22 protein-coding genes are annotated in these 22460 nt (G+C 43.6%); 5 read left to right on the top strand and 17 right to left on the bottom strand.

The features are described from left to right. Nucleotides 1-187 precede the first annotated feature (187 nt). From IH597_07980 to pheS, 4 genes are all read left to right on the top strand, one after another. Nucleotides 188-769 (top strand): thymidine kinase, encoded by a 582-nt coding sequence (locus IH597_07980; protein MBE0662391.1) that lies wholly within the window; start codon nt 188-190, stop codon nt 767-769. A gap of 140 nt (nt 770-909) precedes the next feature. Then, nucleotides 910-1572 carry a spheroidene monooxygenase gene (locus IH597_07975; GenBank protein MBE0662390.1) on the top strand — a complete coding sequence of 221 codons (663 nt, stop codon included), beginning with the start codon at nt 910-912 and terminating at the stop codon, nt 1570-1572. Between the two features lie 53 nt (nt 1573-1625). Further along, nucleotides 1626-2270, top strand: a complete 645-nt coding sequence (locus tag IH597_07970; protein MBE0662389.1) for a peptidylprolyl isomerase — start codon at nt 1626-1628, stop codon at nt 2268-2270. 12 nt (nt 2271-2282) lie between these two features. Continuing rightward, nucleotides 2283-3305, top strand: a complete 1023-nt coding sequence (gene pheS / locus IH597_07965) for a phenylalanine--tRNA ligase subunit alpha (protein ID MBE0662388.1) — start codon at nt 2283-2285, stop codon at nt 3303-3305. 32 nt (nt 3306-3337) lie between these two features. Here the strand turns inward: pheS and IH597_07960 are convergent, their stop codons facing one another. From IH597_07960 to IH597_07915, 10 genes are all read right to left on the bottom strand, one after another. Further along, nucleotides 3338-3661, bottom strand: coding sequence for a DUF59 domain-containing protein (locus IH597_07960; protein ID MBE0662387.1), 324 nt, complete (start codon nt 3659-3661; stop codon nt 3338-3340). Nucleotide 3662: 1 nt separating this feature from the next. Then, complete coding sequence (locus tag IH597_07955) at nt 3663-4088, bottom strand: SufE family protein (protein ID MBE0662386.1); 426 nt, start codon at nt 4086-4088, stop codon at nt 3663-3665. A 102-nt stretch (nt 4089-4190) separates the two neighbouring features. Further along, entirely contained in the window at nt 4191-5417 is a 1227-nt protein-coding gene (locus tag IH597_07950; protein ID MBE0662385.1) for a cysteine desulfurase, read from the bottom strand. 123 nt (nt 5418-5540) lie between these two features. After that, entirely contained in the window at nt 5541-6956 is a 1416-nt protein-coding gene (gene sufD / locus IH597_07945) for a Fe-S cluster assembly protein SufD (GenBank protein MBE0662384.1), read from the bottom strand. Nucleotides 6957-7010: 54 nt separating this feature from the next. After that, complete coding sequence (gene sufC, locus IH597_07940) at nt 7011-7757, bottom strand: Fe-S cluster assembly ATPase SufC (protein ID MBE0662383.1); 747 nt, start codon at nt 7755-7757, stop codon at nt 7011-7013. Nucleotides 7758-7826: 69 nt separating this feature from the next. Then, entirely contained in the window at nt 7827-9275 is a 1449-nt protein-coding gene (gene sufB / locus IH597_07935) for a Fe-S cluster assembly protein SufB (protein ID MBE0662382.1), read from the bottom strand. 495 nt (nt 9276-9770) lie between these two features. Further along, complete coding sequence (locus tag IH597_07930; protein MBE0662381.1) at nt 9771-10238, bottom strand: IPExxxVDY family protein; 468 nt, start codon at nt 10236-10238, stop codon at nt 9771-9773. A 95-nt stretch (nt 10239-10333) separates the two neighbouring features. Beyond that, nucleotides 10334-11044: a ribonuclease III gene (rnc, locus tag IH597_07925; protein MBE0662380.1), complete on the bottom strand. Its 711-nt coding sequence runs from the start codon at nt 11042-11044 to the stop codon at nt 10334-10336. Nucleotides 11045-11080: 36 nt separating this feature from the next. Next, the gene (gene fabF / locus IH597_07920; GenBank protein MBE0662379.1) at nt 11081-12334 is read right to left on the bottom strand and encodes a beta-ketoacyl-ACP synthase II; all 1254 of its coding nucleotides are present in this window, start codon (nt 12332-12334) and stop codon (nt 11081-11083) included. A gap of 12 nt (nt 12335-12346) precedes the next feature. After that, entirely contained in the window at nt 12347-12583 is a 237-nt protein-coding gene (locus tag IH597_07915) for an acyl carrier protein (GenBank protein ID MBE0662378.1), read from the bottom strand. A gap of 226 nt (nt 12584-12809) precedes the next feature. Between IH597_07915 and purN the strand changes: the two genes are divergently transcribed. Then, on the top strand, nt 12810-13382 hold the full coding sequence (gene purN, locus IH597_07910) for a phosphoribosylglycinamide formyltransferase (GenBank protein ID MBE0662377.1): 573 nt from the start codon (nt 12810-12812) through the stop codon (nt 13380-13382). A gap of 251 nt (nt 13383-13633) precedes the next feature. On the opposite strand, the gene IH597_07905 is transcribed toward purN, so the two are convergent. The 7 genes from IH597_07905 to IH597_07875 form a co-directional block, all read right to left on the bottom strand. Continuing rightward, nucleotides 13634-15169: an acyl-CoA carboxylase subunit beta gene (locus IH597_07905; protein MBE0662376.1), complete on the bottom strand. Its 1536-nt coding sequence runs from the start codon at nt 15167-15169 to the stop codon at nt 13634-13636. A gap of 189 nt (nt 15170-15358) precedes the next feature. After that, nucleotides 15359-15868: a biotin/lipoyl-binding protein gene (locus IH597_07900; GenBank protein ID MBE0662375.1), complete on the bottom strand. Its 510-nt coding sequence runs from the start codon at nt 15866-15868 to the stop codon at nt 15359-15361. Between the two features lie 91 nt (nt 15869-15959). Then, complete coding sequence (gene accC / locus IH597_07895) at nt 15960-17462, bottom strand: acetyl-CoA carboxylase biotin carboxylase subunit (GenBank protein ID MBE0662374.1); 1503 nt, start codon at nt 17460-17462, stop codon at nt 15960-15962. Nucleotides 17463-17666: 204 nt separating this feature from the next. Then, the gene (locus tag IH597_07890) at nt 17667-19073 is read right to left on the bottom strand and encodes a TlpA family protein disulfide reductase (GenBank protein MBE0662373.1); all 1407 of its coding nucleotides are present in this window, start codon (nt 19071-19073) and stop codon (nt 17667-17669) included. A 129-nt stretch (nt 19074-19202) separates the two neighbouring features. Beyond that, nucleotides 19203-20198 (bottom strand): tryptophan--tRNA ligase, encoded by a 996-nt coding sequence (gene trpS, locus IH597_07885; protein MBE0662372.1) that lies wholly within the window; start codon nt 20196-20198, stop codon nt 19203-19205. Nucleotides 20199-20263: 65 nt separating this feature from the next. Beyond that, entirely contained in the window at nt 20264-21814 is a 1551-nt protein-coding gene (locus IH597_07880) for an Rne/Rng family ribonuclease (GenBank protein MBE0662371.1), read from the bottom strand. A gap of 260 nt (nt 21815-22074) precedes the next feature. Continuing rightward, nucleotides 22075-22359, bottom strand: coding sequence for an integration host factor subunit beta (locus IH597_07875; protein ID MBE0662370.1), 285 nt, complete (start codon nt 22357-22359; stop codon nt 22075-22077). Nucleotides 22360-22460: the final 101 nt, after the last annotated feature.

Raw genomic sequence — 22460 nt, 5'->3', positions numbered from 1 at the left:
TATCTGATCAATTTCATTCTTAATTATTTCCTTGCTCATTGTGTAAACTTTTAATGCTGTGCTTGTTCAACGCTTATGAAGGTGTAAAATTATAAAAATGCCTGTTTCTTCTATGCACTCATGCCCGTTTAATGAATCCTTTTTCTAATTTTGACACTGCAAACCAAAATCTATAGCCCACACTTTCATGTTTCTGGAACACCCTTATAATCGTCAAAACCGGCGCGGCTGGATAGAAGTCATTACCGGCTCAATGTTTTCGGGCAAAACCGAAGAACTGATCAGGCGGTTGAAGCGTGCAAAAATTGCCAGGCAAAAGGTTGAAATCTTCAAACCTGCAGTTGATACACGTTACGACGAGTTGAAAGTTGTTTCGCATGATGAAAATGCAATTTCAAGTACACCGGTTCAGTCTTCAAACCAAATCCTTCTTTATGTAAACGATGCCGATGTTGTTGGTGTAGATGAAGCACAGTTTTTTGATAATCAACTCGCCGATGTGTGCAACCAATTGGCCAATGCCGGCATACGCGTAGTTGTTGCCGGGCTTGATATGGATTACCTGGGAAAGCCTTTTGGCCCGATCCCTTCATTAATGGCTACAGCAGAATATGTGACCAAGGTTCACGCTGTGTGCATTGAATGCGGAAATCTTGCTCAACACTCTCACCGCATCATCGCCGATGACCACCTGGTGGTGCTTGGCGAAAAAGACAGTTACGAGCCATTATGCAGGGTTTGTTTCGGGTTGAAAAAAAGGAAAAGGTGAATAGTTATTACTAATAAATCATCATCAATTCAGTGATTTTGATTTTGCGGGTTCAATTCAAAAAAAAGATGACCAAAAGCGCCAAACAAACTGTAACCATATCATTCTTTAGGTATCGCGGCTCAAAAAAAATATGGGGAATGAAGCAGATGCGCCTATCGGTATCCCCAATGCGTAAAATGGAGGGCCTGCAGTTTTTCAAACCACTGGGAACGGGAAGCGGAACCGGATACAGTATGTGGCCCGATTTCAGTGTTTATGGCTTGCTTGCAGTTTGGAAAAGTCACGAACAGGCAAATTCTTATCTCGAATCACAATTGTTCAGGAATTTTGTCAACAACAGTGTTGAGCAATATACCATTTTCCTGACACCCATCAGTTCACATGGTTCCTGGTCAGGTTTTAATAAATGGGAGTTTGCAGATGCGGATACAACAAGCAGCCTTATCTGCGTACTTACGCGTGCTTCCTTACGCAAACGCTTTCTTTTCAGATTCCTGCGATTGGTTCCCCGCATAAGCGCTGAACTTATTAACCACCAGGGCCTGATCTTCTCGAAAGGTATAGGTGAATATCCTGTATTTGAACAAGCCACTTTCAGCATCTGGGAGAATGCTTCCTGCCTCGATGCTTTTGTGGGTAAACCAAACCACATGGAGGCAATCAGGAAAGCCAGAGAACATAGTGGATTTAAAGAAGAAATGTTCACCCGCCTCAGGCCATACCTTGCTATAGGAACATGGCAGGGTAAGGATCTCTTAAAAGACTACCTTTCTGATTCTTCCAACTCCGGTCATTTGTAATCCCAATCGCTTAAAAATTTGTAATATTGCCGTTGAACCAAAATCCTAAAATCATGAAACGTTTTTTATTTGCAATTACTCTATTAGTCACGTTTAATTCATTAATCATGTCGCAGACTCAAACAAAAACCGAGAAAGAATACGTAGTAGTAATCCATACCGATATGGGTGACATTACTGTGAAACTGTATAACGAAACCCCCTTGCACCGCGATAATTTTATCAAGCTGGTGAACGAAGGTTATTACAATGGTTCAATCTTTCACCGTGTAATCCGTGATTTTATGATTCAGGGTGGTGGTGGAACTACCGGCATGGAAGATCCCGGATATACCGTTCCGGCTGAAATCGTAAGCCCTTTTTATCATAAAAAAGGTGCGCTTTCAGCAGCCCGCAAGCCTGATCAGGTAAATCCCAAAAAAGAATCATCCGGTTCGCAGTTTTACATTGTACAGGGCCGGCAATTTTCAAAACAGGAACTTGATGTTATGACCCAGCGGGTTGGTAAAAATTTCACCCCCGAACAAATTGAAACTTATGCGACCCTTGGCGGAACCCCGCACCTCGATGGTGATTACACTGTTTTTGGCGAAGTGATTTCAGGGCTTGAAGTTGTTGATAAAATTGCAGCTGTACAAACAGCACAGGGCGATCGTCCGGTGAAGGAAATAAAAATGAGAATGAACCTGCTCAAATAATTTTGCTTTCGGATGAAAGAACGTATCCATCAATTGCTGAAAGAAGTCGAGGCTTTCAGGGCAGATACTGCTGCCGAAGCAGAAGAAATGCGCATTAAATACCTAGGTAAAAAAGGATTGCTGAACGATCTGTTTGCCGACTTCAAAAATGTTGCAGCCGAAGAGCGAAAAGAAACCGGACTGCTGCTCAACGACCTAAAGAACAGGTTGCAGGAAAAAGTTGCCCAGATCAAAACCAGCTTTGAACAGGAAAAAACATCATCGGGTTCAAACCTGGATCTCACTTTACCGGTTGATTTCAAGGAATTGGGTTCGCGCCATCCTGTTTCGCTTGTACTTAACAAAGTAATTGAGGTTTTCACAAAACTCGGATTTCCTGTTGCCGAGGGCCCGGAAATTGAAGACGACTGGCATAATTTTACGGCCCTCAATTTCCCGCCCGACCATCCGGCAAGAGACATGCAGGATACTTTTTTCATTGAGAAAGACCCCGATATTGCCTTACGCACGCACACTTCTTCGGTTCAGATCCGCTATATGGAAAAGCACAAGCCCCCAATGCGAGCCATCTTTCCTGGACGGGTTTACCGCAACGAGGCTATTTCAGCACGCGCGCATTGCCTCTTCCACCAGGTTGAGGGCCTGTATGTGGATAAAAATGTTTCGTTTGCCGACCTGAAGCAAACACTCTTGTATTTTTCGCGGGAAATGTTTGATGCAAAAACCCAGATTCGTTTAAGGCCATCGTATTTCCCTTTTACCGAACCATCGGCTGAAATGGATATTTCGTGCAATATCTGCGGTGGCAAAGGTTGCAATATCTGTAAATACACCGGTTGGGTCGAAATATTGGGCTGTGGCATGGTTGATCCCAAGGTGCTGGAAAATTGCAACATTGACAGCAATGAATACACCGGCTTTGCTTTTGGCATTGGCATTGAGCGCATGGCGCTGCTCCTTTACCAGATCAACGATTTAAGGCTTTTCTTTGAGAATGACCTGAGGTTTTTGAAACAGTTCAGATCGGTGGTGTAAATGGCATGGTTGGCCGACGCTGTCAGCGTTCGCTATAAAAACCCAAGTTCCAGCATCGCCGAATCACTCATCATATCCTTGTCCCAGGGCGGTTCGAAGGTGAGAATGACTTCCGTTGATTTAACTCCACGAATTGATTTTATAGCTTCTTCTACCCTGATTGGGATGCTTTCTGCCTCAGGGCAATTTGGCGAAGTAAGCGTCATAGTTAACTTTACATCAAGGTTTTCTGTTACCTCAATTCCATAAATCAAACCCAGATCATAAATGTTGACCGGGATTTCAGGATCGAATATTTGCCGCATTTCTTCAGCCACGCGGTCTTCGAGGTAGCGTATCTGATCTTTGTTTTCCATATTAAACCTGTTCTTTTGCTTTAAACGCCAGGGCGTATAATTTAATCTGTTTGATCATGGATGTTAGGCCATTTGAGCGGGAAGGAGAAAGATGCTGCGTGAGCCCAATGGCATCAATAAATTCAAGTTTTGCATGTATAATTTCATCAGGGGTGCGATCCGAGAGTACACGGATCAGCAGGCTGATTATCCCACGGGTGATTACAGCATCGCTGTCGGCTGTGAAATGAATGTGCCCATCCACAAATTCTGCATGCAACCATACCCGCGACTGGCAGCCATGTATCAGGTTAGTCTCGGATTTATTTTTGGCATCAATCACATGTAGTGACTTTCCCATCTCTATCAGGTAGTTGTAACGATCAAGCCAATCGTCAAACATCTCAAATTCAGAGATAATTTCCTTTTCAGTTTCTTCTATTTTCATATTCCAAATTCAAGATTCCAAAATCAAGATTCAAGATTCAAGATCTTGATATGCTGAGGAATGCAGTCAGGAAATCTTGAATTTCAAATTTTGAATCTGGAATTAATAAAACATTTCCTTTACTTTCTCAATGGCCGCAATTAGTATGTCAATTTCTTCTTCGGTATTATAAAACGCGAGTGAAGCGCGGATTGTACCAGGCAATTTATAACGATCCATAACAGGCTGTGTGCAATGGTTTCCGGTTCGCACAGCAACGCCAAAGCGGTCAATGATAGTGCCGGCATCATAAGGATGGATCTTATCAATCAGGAAGGAAACTACACTGGTCTTTTCAGGTGCGTTTCCAATAATTGTAATATTCCCGGTTTCAAGGAGCCGCTTCGTCAGGTAATCGAGCAAATTCTTTTCACGCTCAGCAATATAGGGCAAACCCAGTTGCTGGATGTATGCTATGGCTTTGCCTAACCCGATCACATCGCCCACATTGGGCGTTCCGGCCTCAAACTTGAAAGGCAGGTTGTTATACGTGGTTTTTGTGAAAGAAACATCCTGAATCATTTCACCACCTCCCTGATAAGGGGGCATGGCGTTCAGCAATTCTTCGCGGCCATATAAGATCCCAATGCCCATTGGGCCAAATGTTTTGTGACCCGAGAAACTATAAAAATCACAGCCCAATACCTCCACATCAATTTCAGTGTGGGCTGATGCCTGTGCTCCATCAAGCATTACAGGGATGTTCCATCTATGGGCAGCGTCAATAAAATCTTTCACCGGAACAATTGTCCCAAGTGTATTGCTGATATGCGTAATGGAAACAAATTTGGTTCTTTGGTTCAGAAGTTTCAGGTAAGCCTCAAAATCAAGTGTACCATCATCAAGCGCCGGAATGATCCTGAGTTTGGCGCCAACCTGTTCGCAAAGCATTTGCCAGGGAACAATATTGGAGTGATGCTCGATTTCCGAAATAATTATTTCATCATCTTTACCAATAAACCTTCTTCCGTATGATGAGGCTACAAGGTTGATTGCTTCAGTTGTTCCGCGGGTAAATATTATTTCGTGAACATGTTTGGCATTGATAAATTGCTGTACCTGCACCCTGACATCTTCAAACGCCTTTGAAGCTTTGTTGCTCAGAAAATGTACGCCACGGTGAACATTGGAATTGTACTCCCTGTAATATTCCGATATTGCATCAATAACAACAGTGGGTTTTTGCGTAGTGGCGGCATTATCGAAATAAACCAGCGGCTTGCCATACACTTGCTGGCTTAGTATCGGGAAATCGCTGCGGATTTTTTCAATGTCTTGTACTAAGGGCATTTTGATCAGTTAATCGGTTAATTGCCTGGTGAGAACTCGTCGGGGTTCAAAGTTCAGGATTTTTATGATTCCAAATCTCTTTTACACCTTGGGGCTTTGAATTTGGAATTTGGGTCTTTGGTCTTATTTATTTGTTTTCCCCAGATCAATATCAAACGAGTACTTCCTTCCTTCCCTGCAATCCAGGATACATTGGTCGCAGATGGAAAGCTCACCCCTCAGCCGTTTGCTTACCAATTCATTGATCCTGCCTCTTAAAGGCTCAATATTGATTTTATCAATGATGGCGGCGGCAAAAGCATTCATCAGTGCCATACGGGCCGTTTCTTCCGAAATTCCACGCGACCGCATATAAAACAACGCTTCTGTATCCAATTGCCCTACTGTTGATCCATGACTGCACTTTACATCATCAGCATAAATTTCAAGCTGTGGGTTCGAATCAACGGTGGCCTTATCGGTAAGCAAAATGTTCTGATTTTTCTGGAAGGCATTGGTTTTCTGCGCATCCTTTCTTACAAGTATATGGCCGTTGAAAACAGCCGTTGCCTGATCGTCGAGTATGCCTTTGAATAACTGGTTGCTGTAATTATTGGGTTGGGCATGATCAACGTTTACATTGTTATCAACATGCTGTTCCTTGTCAACCAGGTAAAGCCCAAAAAGCTCGGCGCTGCAGTTTTGCCCATCCAGTATTACGTTGATATTGTTCCGTATAGTTCCCGGGTTCAATGTAAGCACATTGGTAATCATGCTGCTATTGCTCTTTTGTGTGATCCAGGCATTGGTGATCAGGGTTGAATCGTTGTCTTTGTTTTGCAGCTTATAATTTTCGAACACCGCGTTTTCACCTACAATGGCTTCAGTAACAGAATTTATAAGGCTTTGCTTGTGAAGCAATGAATGATCGCAATAAAGCAATTGAAGTTTGCTGTTCTTGCCCAAAACAACCAGGTTGCGGGGCTGGATGAAGAGGTTCTCAGTAAGATTGATGAGGTTTATGATCTGGATGGGCTTATCCACAATCACGTTATCGGGAACATACACAAACAGGCCATCCTGTGCAAAAGCCGTGTTCAGTGCCACCATTCCATTTCCTTTCACAGGGGCATATTTCCCGTAGTGATTTTCAATGAGATCAGGATGTTTGTTGAATGCGCTGGCCAGGCTCCCAACAATAACCCCACCCGGCAAATAGTTTAATCCGCCATTCTCGTGAACAAACCATCCGTTGAGCTGGGCAAACAAGTGCGATTCAAGTTCATGCACTTCGCACATGAACATTTTTTCAACATCAATATATTTTTCAAAAGGTTCGAAATGCTGAACATAGTCAAGCATGAGCGGTTTGGTAAGGCTGGTACTGCGCCATTTTTCCTGTCCGGTAGTTGGAAAGCCGGTTTTTTCAAATTCGCGCATCGCCTCTTGCCTGAGTTTGCTTAGATAGGGGCTATCGTTGCTGAAATTGCTTTCCAGGTTCTTATAAAACAGCTCAATCAGCTTATCCTTGAAACTATATTCAGTGAGTATATTATCCATTTTCAATTCATTTAGTCTTTGGATTTAGTCAGAGTCACAACACTGTACACAGTCTTAAATGTTTTTTCTGATCCAATCATATCCTTTTTCTTCCAATTCAATGGCCAGTTCTTTCCCACCCGATTTTTCAATACGTCCATCATACAGCACATGCACAAAATCCGGAATGATATATTCAAGTAGGCGCTGATAGTGGGTTATCACCATGAAGGCATTTTCTTTGCTGCGAAGTTTGTTTACACCATTGGCTACAACACGCAATGCATCTATATCGAGGCCCGAATCGGTTTCGTCAAGAATTGCCAGCCGCGGTTCAAGCATTGCCAATTGGAAAATTTCATTTTTTTTCTTTTCTCCACCCGAGAAACCTTCATTTACCGACCGGTTCGTAAGGCTGGTTTGCATTTCAAGCATTTTCTTGGCTGCTTCCATTTGAGCCAGAAACTCCTTTGCAGGAATCGGGTCCTGCCCTTTGTACTTTCGTTGTTCGTTGATAGCGGTTCGCATAAAATTAACGATGCTAACGCCTGGTATTTCTACAGGATACTGGAAGCCGAGAAAAATTCCCTCAGACGCCCGCTGCTCCACAGGCCAATCGAGGAGGTCTTTGCCGTCGTACAATACCTGTCCGCTGGTTACTTCAAAAACATCGCGACCTGCGATAACAGCAGCAAGCGTGCTTTTGCCGGTGCCGTTGGGTCCCATGATGGCGTGAACCTCTCCTTTTTTTACTTCAAGGTTGATTCCTTTAAGAATTTCCTTACCGTTGATTGATACTTTTAAATCCCTGATACTTAGCATTTACAGACTGTTTTATTGAGTTCTTTAGATTTTGGATTTTGACCTTTGGATTTTGGATTTGGATCTTGCCTAGCCTACACTTCCTTCGAGGCTCACAGCCAACAACTTCTGTGCTTCCACTGCGAACTCCATAGGCAAGTGTTTGAGAACTTCCTTGGCATAACCATTCACAATAAGCGCTATTGCATTTTCGGTGTCAATGCCACGTTGCTTGCAATAAAATAACTGATCTTCCGAGATTTTAGATGTTGTGGCTTCGTGTTCTACAATAGAAGAAGCGTTTTCATTATGAATGTAGGGAAATGTATGTGCCCCGCATTTATCGCCAAGCAAAAGCGAATCGCATTGGGTAAAATTCCTTGAGTTCACAGCGCGCTTGATCACTTTTACGAGGCCACGGTAACTGTTGTTGCTTACGCCGGCAGAAATTCCTTTCGAAATAATAGTGCTGCGCGTGTTCTTACCCAGGTGGATCATTTTGGTGCCGGTATCGGCTTGTTGATGATGGTTGGTCACCGCAACTGAATAAAACTCGCCGATCGAATTATCGCCCATCAATACTACACTTGGGTATTTCCATGTAATGGCAGAACCGGTTTCAACTTGTGTCCAGGAAATTTTAGAGTTATTGCCTTTGCAGATGCCGCGCTTGGTAACAAAGTTATAAACCCCTCCTTCGCCTTTCTTGTTGCCTGGATACCAGTTTTGAACCGTTGAATACTTGACCTCTGCATCTTTCAGGGCTATGATCTCAACGATAGCAGCATGCAGTTGGTTTTCGGAACGGGAAGGTGCGGTGCAACCTTCCATGTAACTCACGTAACTGCCTTCTTCGGCAATGATCAAGGTACGCTCAAACTGGCCGGTATTAGCAGCATTGATACGGAAATAGGTAGAAAGTTCCATGGGACAACGAACACCTTTTGGAATGTAACAGAATGAGCCATCCGAGAAAACGGCAGAGTTAAGGGCGGCAAAGTAATTATCATCGTGTGGGACAACTGTGGCCATATATTTCTGAACCAGTTCCGGATGTTTTTGCACTGCCTCGCTGAAGGAGCAGAATATAATACCGTGCTTTGATAATGTGTCGCTGAAAGTAGTTTTTACTGAAACGCTGTCAATCACCGCATCTACGGCTACTCCAGAGAGGCGCTTTTGCTCGTCCAGAGAAATTCCAAGTTTATTGAAGGTTTCAATCAACTCCGGGTCAACCTGGTCAAGGCTTTCTAGTTCCGGTTTCTTTTTGGGAGCGGCATAGTAAATAATATCCTGGTAATTGATAATCGGATATTTGATATGTGCCCATGTGGGTTCTTTCATTTCCAGCCATTTCCGGTAGGCTTTCAGGCGGAATTCGAGCATAAATGCCGGTTCATTCTTTTTTGCAGAGATTGCCCGTACGGTATCCTCACTCAGCCCTTTGGGGAATACATCCATGTCGAGGTCGGTAAAAAAGCCATACTTGTAATCCTGGCTGGTAACCTCTTCCAATATGTTTTGCTGATTATTTGTCATTATATCTTGAATTTTGCAGGCTCTTATTAAGATTAATTAAAGTTAACAAAATTAACAATTTTATCTGAACCTGCGCCAACGACAATTTTTTGCGATACAGTGTTGAAGTAATGCGGTGGCTAAGCTTGCTTGTCCCGATCCTTCGGGGTCGAAGCCTGGAGTGACTTGTCCGCCTAAAGCACGGGAATGTGGGTTGGTGGCGGATGGAATTATTAATTCAAAATTCCAGATTTAGGATTCAGAAATCTACAAATGACAGCTATTTGGATTTTGAACTTTGAGTCCACTCCGAAAAGTCAATCCGCCCCTAAATCCCCTAAAGGGGACTTCTACAAATTGCTGATTTTTAGCGTTTCCCCTTTAGGGGTCAGGGGCTAAAAACGGTAAAAATCAGCAATTTGTGACTTTTCGGAGTGGACTCAACTTTGGATTTTGGATTTTGTTCTTTGGATTTTTTTGCCAACTGCCAATTGCCAACTTTTTCACGAAGTGGCCTCAGGGCTTGTTGCTTCTATCAAGTTCAAGAACATGCATCTCAAGATCCTGCAGTATAAAAACCAGTTCTTTATAACGTTGAGGTAAGATTTCATGTGCAAGCTGGACGTTATTGATTTTACTCACAGAAGCAATAAAATCATCCAGGCTCATGAAGGGTGGAATGCCATCGTTAATCAGAAAATAGCTTAGTTGTTTTAGCTCGCTGATCATTAATTGTTGCTCATGGTTCCTGTTAGCCACAAAGTACCAGTTGATTTTGTTGGGCGCATCAAAATATCGGAAAAATGGAAAAGCTGATGTCTGGTTACCCGAATTACTTACCTGCATTTCCCCATCCCTTACAAGCCTGGTTCCCAGAGCCTGGTTCAGGAAAAAGCACATCTTAAAATCCTTCAGCTGTGTTGCAATTCCAATAACGGAATATTCATCACCATTAGCGACCTGGAGCCGATGCTTCTTAGCCATGAGTGAAATGATTTAAAGCAACAAAGTTAGCGGAGTTTTTTTTGCTTGCTGCGAAAAGTGCCCCGGAATCTTATTTACTGTAACAATTCAGTTACTCAATTTTTTTCCAATTCTTTCTGAGTAATCAGTTCGAGCGCCCTTTCAGCAGCCTGTTGTTCGGCAGCCTTGATAGAGAAGTCCTGACCATGCCCATAAACAGTCTGGTCAATCAGCGACTCCACGATATATTGTTTGTTGTAACCGCTTCCGACTTCCTGAACAACCTTGAATTCAAGTATTTTTCTTTCGCGCTGAACCCATTCGAGTAACTTACTTTTATAATTGAGGTCAATTGAAAGCAATTCATCCATGTTGATATGGAGGCGGATGATGCGGTCTACCACGATCTTCCTAGTGAAATCAAAGCCTTTATCGAGATAAAGCGCCCCGATGAAGGCTTCAAATGCATCCCCTTTCATTGACTTGTAATGCGGCCCACATTCCTGTGAACATTGGATTAGATTATCAATTCCCAGCTTTGCCGAAAGTTTGTTCAGATGTGCGCGACTTACTATTTTAGACTTCATTTTTGTAAGGAAGCCTTCATCCTTGAATGGGAATAGCTTAAACAGGTAATCGGCAATGATAGAATCCAGGATCGTATCGCCAAGAAATTCGAGCCGCTCATTTGAAATCCTGGCGCCGTTACTTTGTTTTATAGCCAGCGACTTATGCCTGAAAGCCAACTGGTATAACGAAATATTTCCGGGATAAAACCCGAAAATATTTCTGAGTTTGAAATAAAGTTTTCTGTCAGTTGATAGAATGGCTCTGAAAAAGCCTGGTTTAAAGAAATGCACAGCTTAACGTGTAAACTTCTTAACAACGATACTTACGTTATGCCCTCCGAACCCAAATGTATTTGTCAATGCCACATTTACAACCCTTTTCTTCGCCTTATGGAAAGTGAAATCAAGGCGGTTGTCAATATCAGGGTCATCAGTAAAATGATTGATTGTTGGAGGAATAATATCATTCTGAACCGCAAGTATGGTGGCAATTGCTTCAACTGCTCCAGCGGCGCCAAGTAAATGGCCAGTCATTGATTTGGTTGAGTTAATGCTTATTTTGTAAGCATCTTCTCCAAACAAATTAACAATGGCTCTGGGTTCTGAAATATCTCCCAGAGGTGTGCTGGTTCCATGCGTATTGATATGATCAACCTCATTCAATGCAAAGCCGGCTTCCAGCAAAGCATATTTCATTGATTTACGTGCGCCTTCGCCTTCGGGATGCGGGCCTGTAATATGGTAGGCATCGGCCGAAAGGCCTGCACCGGCCACTTCTGCATAAATTTTTGCTCCACGCTTCAGGGCATGTTCAAGTTCTTCAAGTATCAATGCTCCTCCGCCTTCGCCCATAACAAATCCATCGCGGTCCTTATCAAACGGCCTCGAGGCAGTTTTGGGATCGTCATTACGGGTTGATATAGCATGCATGGCATTAAAACCACCTACTCCGGTTGGGCTTATACTTGCTTCACTGCCTCCGCAAACAAAGGCATCGGCCTTGCCAAGCCCTATATAATAAAAGGCGTCAACAATAGCGTTGGCTGAGGAAGCACAGGCTGAGACAGTTGCGAAATTGGGACCCATAAACCCATGCCTGATTGAGATATGGCCTGCGGCAATATCAGCAATCATTTTAGGAATAAAAAACGGGTTAAAACGCGGGGTTCCATCGCCATGAGCGAAATTGATCAATTCTTCAGCGAAGGTGTCAATTCCACCAATACCGCTCGACCAGATTACCCCCACCCTGTCGCGGTCAATCTCTGATGCATCAATGCCAGCGTCTTTGATTGCCTCGTCGCTGCACACCAGCCCGTATTGGGCATACCTGTCATATTTCCGGGCTTCTTTGCGATCGAAATGATCGGCTGCATCAAAACCTTTCAACTCGCAGGCAAACTGTGTTTTGTGTTTGGAGGCATCAAAACGTGTAATAGCATCAGCGCCACTGACTCCATTAATCAAACTATTCCAATAGTCATGGGTGTTGTTGCCTATTGGAGTCAGTGCGCCTAAGCCGGTAACTACAACTCGCTTTAACTTCATTAAATAATGAAATTACTTAACAATGTTTTCAATGTAAGCGATGGCTTCGCCAACGGTGCCAATTTTTTCGGCTTGCTCATCGGGAATGGCCATGTTGAATTCTTTTTCGAACTCCATGATGAGTTCAACGGTGTCGAGAGAGTCTGCACCCAGATCGTTGGTGAAGCTTGCTTCAGGTGTTACTTCACTTTCGTCAACTCCAAGCTTATCAACGATGATAGCTTTTACTTTTGCTGCAATTTCTGACATTTTTTCTCCTTTTTTGATTTGAGCCTGCAAAGTAAAAGATAAAAACGATCATAACAAAAAAGTAAATTGCTTTTTTTAGATGTGAGAAGCTTAATTATTTGTTTATCAGCATTATTGATTCAGAGCCTAAAAAGGTATATTTTAGCATCTTACTGTAAAACAGCTAGTAAAAGATATTCTGAGAATGGCTGAATTTTTCTGATATTTGCGCTTTCTGAACACACTTATGAGCAAACGTATAGTGATACTGGCATCTGGAAGCGGAACAAATGCTGAAGCCATTGCCAGGTATTTTGAGCCTGGTGCGAACGCAAAGGTTACGCTGATAATGAGCAACCGCTGCGATGCTTATGTGCTGGAGAGAGCTAAAAAACTGAACATTCCCGCAAATTGTTTTTCCCGAACCGAACTATACGAAACCGATCTGGTGCTGAACCGGCTAAAAGCAGAGAATCCGTCATTGATTGTTTTGGCCGGTTTTCTCTGGCTAATGCCCGATAATATTATCCGGAATTTCACAAGGCAAATCATAAATATTCATCCTGCCCTGCTGCCAAAGTATGGAGGCAGGGGCATGTACGGTTCAAAAGTGCACGAAGCAGTAATTGCCGCCGCTGAAAAGGAAAGCGGCATCAGCATTCATTACGTAAATGAGAAGTATGATGAAGGCGACATCATTTTCCAGGCACGCTGCCCGGTTTTACCAAACGATACTCCCGAAACCCTTGCACAGCGCATTCATGCACTGGAGCACCGGCATTATCCTGAAGTGATTGAGAAACTGCTTGCTTCACTGTAGCTTGGCGCACCGTCCGACCGCTCCCAGCGGTCTGACGGACCGGTGGGCAGGGAGAAGTTTGTGGTGCATTAGCCCCATCCTATCGCTCCCAGCGATCGGATGGGTAAAAACCCTGTCACCAATATCCGTCAGACCGCTTGGAGCGGTCGGACGGAAAGCAAGCATGACTCCTATGTCTTGGCTCTTGTGTCTTGCTTCTTGGTTCTTGGGACTTGGAATTTTGAATTTGGGGCTTTGGACCTGGGTCTTCCCTACAACGGAATATTCCCATGCTTCTTCGCCGGACTTGCCTCGCTTTTGTTCTGGGTCATTTCCAGCGCCTGTATCAGTTTGCGGCGTGTATAGCGGGGATAAATGATCTCATCAATATAGCCCAATTCGGCGGCTTTGTATGGGTTCGCAAAGGCTTCACGGTAATTGTTAACGGCTTCTTTTTTCTGCTCTTCGTCAAGTTGGCGGTAAAGGATGTTTACAGCGCCGTCGGGGCCCATCACGGCAATCTCGGCGGTAGGAAACGCGTAATTCACATCCGCGCCTATATGCTTGCTCGACATCACATCGTAAGCCCCGCCATACGCCTTGCGGGTAATTATTGTTATTTTGGGAACCGTGGCTTCGGCAAAAGCATACAACAGTTTTGCACCATGTTTAATGATGCCGCCAAACTCCTGGTTGGTTCCCGGTAAAAACCCTGGCACATCCACGAAGGTGATAAGGGGAATGTTGAAGGCATCGCAGAAACGCACAAAACGCGCAGCTTTTACTGAGGAGTTGATATCCAGTACACCCGCCAGAAATGCAGGCTGGTTGGCCACAATGCCCACAGGTTTCCCATCCAGGCGGGCGAAGCCGGTAAGCATATTTTGTGCATAATGCGGCATTACCTCGAGAAAGTTGCTGTCGTCCACCACGCTGTGGATGAGTTCTTTCATGTCGTAAGGCTTGTTGGGATCGGCAGGAACCAATTGTTCAAGCTTTTCATCCTCGCGGTTGGGGTCGTCAATACTTGGTGCTACAGGCGGGTCTTCCATGTTGTTCGAAGGCAGGAAACCCATCAGCTCGCGGATCATCATCAAGCATTGTTCATCATCGGAAGCCATAAAATGTGCCACGCCGCTTTTGGCATTGTGGGTCATGGCGCCGCCCAATTCATCTTTGGTAACCTCTTCGTGGGTAACGGTTTTGATCACATCGGGGCCGGTTACGAACATGTAGCTGGTATCCTTTACCATGAAAATAAAATCGGTGATGGCAGGCGAATACACAGCGCCACCGGCACATGCCCCAAGTATGGCAGAGATTTGTGGTATTACACCGGAACTTTTCACGTTGCGGTAAAAGATATCGGCATAGCCGGCAAGGCTTTGTACTCCTTCCTGAATGCGCGCCCCGCCGGAGTCGTTCAATCCAATGACCGGAGCGCCCATTTTCATGGCGAGGTCCATGACTTTCACAATTTTATCGGCATTGGCACGGCTCAGGGTTCCGCCAAAAACCGTGAAATCCTGTGCGAACACATATACCAGGCGGCCATCAATTTTTCCGTAGCCGCTCACTACGCCATCGCCGGAGATTTTCTGTTTGTCCATGCCGAAATCAGAAGTGCGGTGGGTCATGAACTTATCGAGTTCAACAAAGCTGCCGGGATCGAGCAATATTTCAAGGCGTTCGCGTGCTGTTTTACGGCCTGTAAGGTGAAGTTTTTCTATTCTTTCAATTCCGCCGCCCAGCAGGGCTTCGGCATTCTTTTCTTCAAAGCGTTTGTAGACGTCTTCCTTTGTGTTCATTGGTTTGTTGTTTTGTGATGCTGTTATGGTGGAGTGTTGGAGTAATGGAGTAATGGAGTGATGGAAGGTTTGATTGGTTAATTGGTTAAATAGTTAGAAGTATATTGGGATTGGGCTGTTTGAACTTTGAATTTTAAACTTTAAGCTTTGGATTTTTAGCCTTGGGATTTGGAATTTGGAGCTTGGATCTTACTCAAAAACCATCATCACCTGGTTTCCATCCACTACATCGCCTTCGGCAATATTGATTTTTTTCACTTTGGCATCGCGGGGAGCTTTGAATTCGCTTTCCATTTTCATGGCCGAGATGGTCATCACGGTTTGGCCGGCTTCTACTTCGTCGCCTTCTTTCACCAATATCTTTACAACTTTACCTGGCATGGGGCTTATGATTGTATCACCACTGGCTTGTTGTCCGGCGCCCGAACGATTTTTCAGGTACCTGGCCTGCGGGTCAATCACCTCAATATCGTAGCTGTTGTAAAAGGTGTTGACAGTATAATGGCGTTTGCTACTGGTATTCACCATTTCGATATTATAGGATTTAGCGTTGAGCAAAGCTGAGTAAATACCTTCTCCCAGTTTTGCCAGATCCAGTTCAATGATCTCACCATCAACGCTCACCTTCACCTGGTGGCCTTCGCGATGCAGCAGTTCAACTTCTGCTGTACGACCGTTTATGTTTATCTCTGTTTTCATTTTGACTGATTCAAGATTCAATATTCAAAATTAAGGAGCAAACTATGATCATTTGAGGAATCTGAAATTTGGAATTTGGAATAATTAATATTTACCTCCTTAGCGTTTGTCGGCTACGTTCTTTCCATCTGCTTGTTCCGTTTTGCGAAACCTTCGCGCTCGGTTCTGACCCGAGTTTGTCCAGGTAATCAATATAAGTTGCAATGATGGCAAGGGTTTCGCAGCGGTCGCCACAATAAGGGTCCTGCATCAGGAAATCCATATTGTCCTGAATAAAATGGGTGTTGTAGTTTCCGCTTTTAAATGCCGGTGCATCCATAATCCTTTCCAGGAATTTGATGGACGTTTTCACACCTGTGATCTTGTATTCATACAAGGCCCTGCGCATTCGCCAGATGGCTTCCCCGCGGGTTTGCGCCCAAACAATCAGCTTGGAGATCATCGGGTCGTAATAAATAGGAATCTCATAACCTTCGTACACATAGCCATCATGCCTCACACCCAAACCAAGAGGTTCGGTAATGTGACGGATCAGACCCGGACTAGGCATAAAGTTGTTGTTGGTGTCTTCGGCATAAATCCGGCATTCAATGGCATGGCCGAACTGGCGCAAATCTTCCTGCTTCAATTTCAGGTGTTCGCCGTTGGCAATGTGAATTTGCTCTTTTACCAAATCAACGCCCACAACCCGCTCGGTGATAGGGTGTTCTACCTGCAGGCGTGTGTTCATTTCAAGGAAGTAATAGTTGAGGTTGTCATCAACAATAAACTCAATGGTGCCTGCACCATGATAATTTACGGCTTTTGCTGCTGCTACGGCATAACGGCCCATTTCCTCACGGATTTCAGGAGTGAGTAGTGGCGAAGGTGTTTCCTCGATCACTTTCTGGTGGCGGCGCTGCACCGAACATTCGCGCTCAAAAAGATGAATAGTATGCCCGTGCTGATCGGCCAGTATCTGGAACTCGATGTGATGGGGCGAATCAATATATTTTTCAATATAAACGGCATCATCGCCAAAAGCAGAAGCAGCTTCCGAGCGCGCAGCACGTATTCCGGCAATAATTTCACTTTCCTTGCGAACCAAACGCATGCCTTTTCCACCGCCGCCTGCCGAAGCTTTGATCATCACCGGCAAACCGATTTCTTTGATGATCTTTATTGCTTCCTTGTCGTCAGTGATTTTATCCTGGGTTCCCGGAACCACCGGAACGCCAGCCTTCGACATGTGTTTGCGCGCGGTAATCTTGTCGCCCATGGCTGAGATGGCATAAGGCGAGGGGCCAATGAAAATTATTCCTTCATCAGCACAGCGTTGTGCGAATTTTTCATTTTCTGAAAGAAAACCATAGCCGGGATGAATGGCATCGGCGCCACATTTTTTGGCAACTTCAATGATCTTTTCAATGTTCAGATAACTTTGAACCGATGGTGAAGGGCCAATGTGGTAAGCTTCGTCAGCATAACGCACATGCAGGGATTTGCGGTCGGCATCGGAGAAAACGGCGGTGGTGAGGATGCCCATCTCACGACAGGATCGCATAACCCTGACGGCTATTTCGCCGCGGTTAGCGACCAAAACCTTTTTAATCATTTGAAATCAGCTTGGTTAAATCTTGGAACTTAAACAAAAGCTAGTGGAAAAGGTTTATTTTTTGTGATGCAGTGGTGCAGTGTTGCAGTAGTGGAGTGGTCAATTGGTTGATTAGTCAATTGGTCAACTGGTGGAGTAATGGAGTGTTGGAGGAATGGAGGAATGGGAATGGGAATCGCACTTCGTCCCTCGTCCCTCGTCCCTCTAAAAAGCCTTAAACCCAATAATCTCTCTTATTTCGCGGATGCTGCGGAATCTTAACTCCTCCTCAATTCTCATGTCAAGTGACGATGAGGGCTTTGGTAGGTCAACATCAATGATCAGCCCATTTTCGTTGATCATGATGTATTTCGGAATAATTTTAATCAAATACTTTTCTCCGAACTCCGTTTTCATCCCATCCGGAATTATCACGTCAATCCCCTTATGTGCTCTGATTTCTTTATTAAGGAATGTTTTCCAGCTTTTTACGGATTGATCCACTGAAATCAATAATATTACAACATCGGAATTACCGGCGTATTTATCTGCAATTTCCACTAAGTGTGGACGTTCGTCCAGGCAAGGGGCACACCATGTTGCCCAAACACCTATCACTACAAGTTTGCCTTTAAAGTCAGATAATTTAACAGTATTACCATTGTTTGCGATTGCAGAAAAATCAAATGCCCTTTCTCCTTCCCTGGACGATATAAAAGAATTCGCCAAACCTTTAAAGAGATGCAAATAATCGTTGGCTTGCTCTCGTTCAAGGGCGCTCTCAAAAGCAGCTTTTGTAATAAAATATTGATGTTTCTTCCAATATGATGGTCTATCAATAATCCGTTGCAAGTAAATTGCTTTTAAAAAGTCCCTCAAGTCCTGAGAAATATCCTGTTTATCAATGTGGGTTAAAAAATGATCAATTCCCGGAATAGTATCTATCGCCCTTAAAATCTCCACTTCGTATTTATAGAGCACAATATCTGGCATTGATTTGACCAAAATGTGATCGTGATCAATGTTGGTAATAAATTCATAATATTTGGTTTCACAAGGATATTCTCTAATCACTCTCCCGTAATAAAACAGAAAGTTATACGCCAATCCTTTGTTTCGGGATCGCAATAGCTGTTTCTCATCCTTGCTTAATCTGGACATCATCTGGGTGATTTGTTGATCCCTGAAAGAAATCAAGCTATCAAACACAATGAGCACTTTCTCCGGATTGTTCTCATTCCAGAACAAATCATTATGTTTTTCAAACATTTCGTTTTGGGATCGCCAAAAGTATTTCAAGAGCGAATCAGCCACAGAATTTGTTTTTATCAATACGGCAGAATCAATATTGATTACTTTTTTAATCTTTGGATCAATAACATAAATATTTTCATTACCGACCCCGTTCAGTTCAATCGAAGCGATAATTATTTCGTCAAGCTTAAACCTGAATTCCGATTGTCCTTTGATCAATGGTATTTGTGCGATGACTTTTTCTGTACTTATCTCTCGGATTGTAAGAGTATCAGCAATGTTTGTATGACCCTCAAGAACAATGATTGCATATTGATTATGATTACATCCGATAAGCGCAATGAAAACTAATAAATAAAAAACTTGCAACCGTCTCATATTTAAAAATGTACCTGGCACAGAAGAATTATAGTGTGCGATAAGATTCAAAAAGCAAAACATATTTTTGAAGCATGTCAACATCTTCAATTTACCAAGCCTCCTTTCGTCCCTCGTCACTTCGTCCCTCTAAAATGCCTTAAACCCAATAATCTCCCTCACTTCGAGGATGGTGCGGGAGGCGCTTTCACGGGCTTTTGCTGCGCCAAGGCTGGCGACTTTATGCAGATGGTTATTGTCGGAATTCAATTCCTTGATCTTTTCACGGAAGGGAGCTGTGAAGGCTATAGCATCTTCAGCCAATTGCTTCTTCATATCGCCGTATCGGATCTGGCAGGAATTGTAAAGCTTGCTGTAGTGCTCATAAACCTCCTGTGAGGAAAGCGCCTTCATTAACTGGAAAATATTTTCGATGGGCTGGGGTTTGGGCTGGTTTTCTTCAGTTGGACCGGCATCGGTTACGGCGCGCATGACTTTTTTGCGGATGGCTTCGGGTTCGTCAGATAAATAAATGGCGTTTTGATCGCCATCTGATTTGCTCATTTTGGTGCTGCCATCCAGCCCGGGAATTTTAATCAGTTCCTCTCCGAAGTTAAAAGCCACAGGGGCAGGGAAATATTCCACATTATACATACGATTGAAACGGTTCGCAAAATTGCGCATCATTTCAAGGTGTTGTTCCTGGTCTTTTCCTACGGGAACCTTGGCAGCTTTGTGGATCATAACATCAGCCGCCATCAAGGTGGGATAGGTGAGCAAACCGGCGTTGATGTTATTGGGTTGGGTTCGCACTTTTTCCTTGAATGACGCCACCCTTTCCAATTCACCCAAATAGGCATTCATGTTTAGCAGCAGATAAAGCTCTGTAACTTCAGGAACATCGCTTTGAATGTACAAGATAGCTTTTTCAGGATCCATGCCGGCGGCCAGGAAATTAACCAGCACATTTTTAACATTGCCGTGCAAATCGGCAGGTGTTGGGTGAGTGGTGAGCGAATGATAATCGGCGATGAAAAAATAGCACTGGTGCTCTTCCTGCATCCTTATAAAATTCTGAACCGCTCCAAAATAATTACCAAGGTGGAGGTTTCCGGTAGGCCTGATGCCGCTTACAACAATATCCATCGTTTAATTTATTGTTAAAAATGAGGCGCGAAATTACAAAAAAAGTGCCCTTTCCGGAGCACTTGTCATAGGATTATCTCGTCGTCGTTCTTGTTAAAAAAGTGATATTCAAGAATATGATAAGCAGCCATTGGTTTCAGTTTTATCCACTTACCGTATTTGAAGTACCATTTCATCCTCAGGGATGGCATGCCCTTTATCAAAAAAGCATACACATAAGGGTGAACGGTAAGCTTCAGGAACTTTTCGTTTTGATCCTTTATCAGGTAGTGAATGTTATTTTCGATCTCATCAATAAGCATGATGCTCGATTTCACCTTACCGGTACCATCACATGAAGGGCATTTTTCAAGCACCTGCACCGTCATTTCGGGTCTGACCCGTTGCCTTGTGATCTGAACCAAACCAAACTTGCTCGGAGGCAGAATGGCATGCTTGGCACGGTCTTTCGCCATCTCATCCTTTAGTTTCTGGAAAAGATCGCGGCGGTGCCCCGGTTGGTGCATATCAATGAAATCCACCACGATGATGCCGCCCATATCACGCAGTCGTAATTGCCTCGCCACTTCAATAGCCGCTTCTTTGTTTACAGCAAGTGCATTGGTTTCCTGCGAATTATCGGAGTTAACCCGGTGGCCGCTGTTGATATCAATCACATGCAACGCTTCGGTGTGTTCAATAATGAGATACACACCACTTTTTATGGTTACGATTTTCCCAAAAGCATTCTTGATCTGTTTATCAATCCCGTAATGTTCGAAAATCGGGATCTTACCTTTGTACAGCTTTACAATATCAACCTTATCGGGAAATATTTTCTTAATGTAATTCCTGGTTTCGTCGTAAACAACCGAATCATTTACATAAATGTTGTTGAACGACTCGCTGAGTATATCGCGTAGAATGGCCGATGTACGGTCAATTTCGCTGATTATTTTTTGCGGTGGCTGCGAACCATTTAATTTAATTGCAGTGTTTTCCCATTTCTGGGTCAAATTCCTGAGATCCGCATCAAGGTCGGCAACCATTTTGTTTTCGGCAACGGTTCGGATGATGATGCCGCAATTTTTTGGTCTTATGCTTTGAATCAGTCTTTTAAGCCTGTTGCGTTCTTCGGGGCTTTTAATTTTCTGAGATACCGAAATCCGGGTCGAAAAGGGAACCATAACAAGGTACCGTCCGGCAAACGCCAGTTCAGAAGTAATACGGGGACCTTTGGTTGAAATAGGTTCTTTTGCAATCTGAACCACAACCAATTGGTTCGGGCTGAGAACAGCGGAAATCCTGCCGCTTTTATCAATATCCGGCTCCATCTCAAACTTGGCGAGCGAGCCGTCCTGAACCTTGCCTGAAAGTGCAAGTTTCACAAATTTATTAAGGGAGTTAACCTGGGGGCCAAGATCGAGGTAATGAAGGAAAGCGTCTTTTTCGTAGCCAACATCTACAAATGCAGCATTGAGGCCAGGCATTATTTTCCGAACCCGGCCAAGGTACACATCTCCAACTGCATAGTTGTTGTTGCTTCTTTCCTTGTTGAGTTCTACTAATACCTTGTCCTCAAGTAATGCAATGCTGACCTCGGACGATTCCGAATCAATAACTAATTCCTTGTTCACTACTTATATAGTGTGTTAATATCTACCTGCATTGGAACAGACCAACTCCACAAATCAAACGGTAAATGAGTAGGGATGGAAAAGAATAAAAAAAGGGGCGAGTTACAGTATGTAATAAACTGTAACTCACACTTCCTTGCTCTTATTTCTTCTTATGGCGATTCTTTCTCAAGCGTTTTTTGCGCTTGTGGGTCGCCATCTTGTGCCTTTTTCTTTTCTTTCCGCTGGGCATAATAGTATGGTTTAAAAATTACCGTTTCTTAATTAACCTTGTTTTTAACTTCGCTAACAAAGGTTTTGGCTGGTTTGAATGAAGGAATGTTGTGTGCCGGAATAATGATGGTAGTGTTCTTTGAAATGTTCCTTCCTGTTTTCTCTGCTCTCTTTTTAACAATAAAGCTACCGAAACCGCGCAGATACACGTTATCTCCGTTTGCAAGTGAACTTTTAACGGCTTCCATGAAAGCTTCAACTGTTGCCTGAACGGCCACTTTTTCAATTCCAGTTTTATTAGCAATTTCTGCTACAATTTCTGCCTTTGTCATAGTCTTTTAGTTTTTAATGATTTGATAATAAATTTTTTAATGAGGGCTGCAAAGATATAATATTTTCATAAACGAGAGAAATTCTAAGAATTTTTATTTCC

It is taken from the genome of Bacteroidales bacterium (genome assembly GCA_014860575.1).
Lineage (GTDB): Bacteria > Bacteroidota > Bacteroidia > Bacteroidales > JAAYJT01 > JAAYJT01.
This window is presented reverse-complemented; position numbering and strand designations above follow the sequence as displayed.